This is a genomic window from Diplocloster agilis (genome assembly GCF_019042275.1).
Classification (GTDB): Bacteria; Bacillota; Clostridia; order Lachnospirales; family Lachnospiraceae; genus Diplocloster; species Diplocloster agilis.
Genome location: NZ_JAHQCW010000100.1, coordinates 1 through 412, shown reverse-complemented (window position 1 = coordinate 412; position 412 = coordinate 1). Strand labels below are relative to the sequence as shown.

Genomic DNA, 412 nt, shown 5'->3' with positions numbered 1-412 from the left:
CAATTTCCCCTTTGGATGGAATACGCATCTCTGTGATTTTCAGCTTTTCTCTCCCGGCCAGGGCCACCGTATCCCGCAGGCGCAGCGTTCCGCTGTATAGCCGCAGATAGACACGCCGCTGGCCGCAATCGGTGTACTCAACCTTGAAAACGCTGCCGCATAGGGTGGCGCTCCCCTGTTCCCCAATCGGTTGGAACAGTCCTGTCACCGCATCCATCAACGGTTGAATGCCAAGGCCCTTTTTGGCGCTGCCATGATAGACCGGAAACAGGGAGGCTTCTTGAACCCGCCGCTGTTCCTCCTGCGCAAGTTCTTCCCGGCTGATTGGTTCTCCTGCGATATACTTTTCCAATAATTCATCGTTATTTTCGATGACCGCATCCCATGCTTCTATGTCGGTATTTTCCTCCAG

General features: G+C 54.1%; 1 pseudogene. It reads right to left on the bottom strand.

Features of this window, described 5'->3' with window-relative positions:
- Nucleotides 1-412 (bottom strand): annotated as a pseudogene (locus KTH89_RS24735) (tetracycline resistance ribosomal protection protein Tet(W)); the annotation flags it as partial.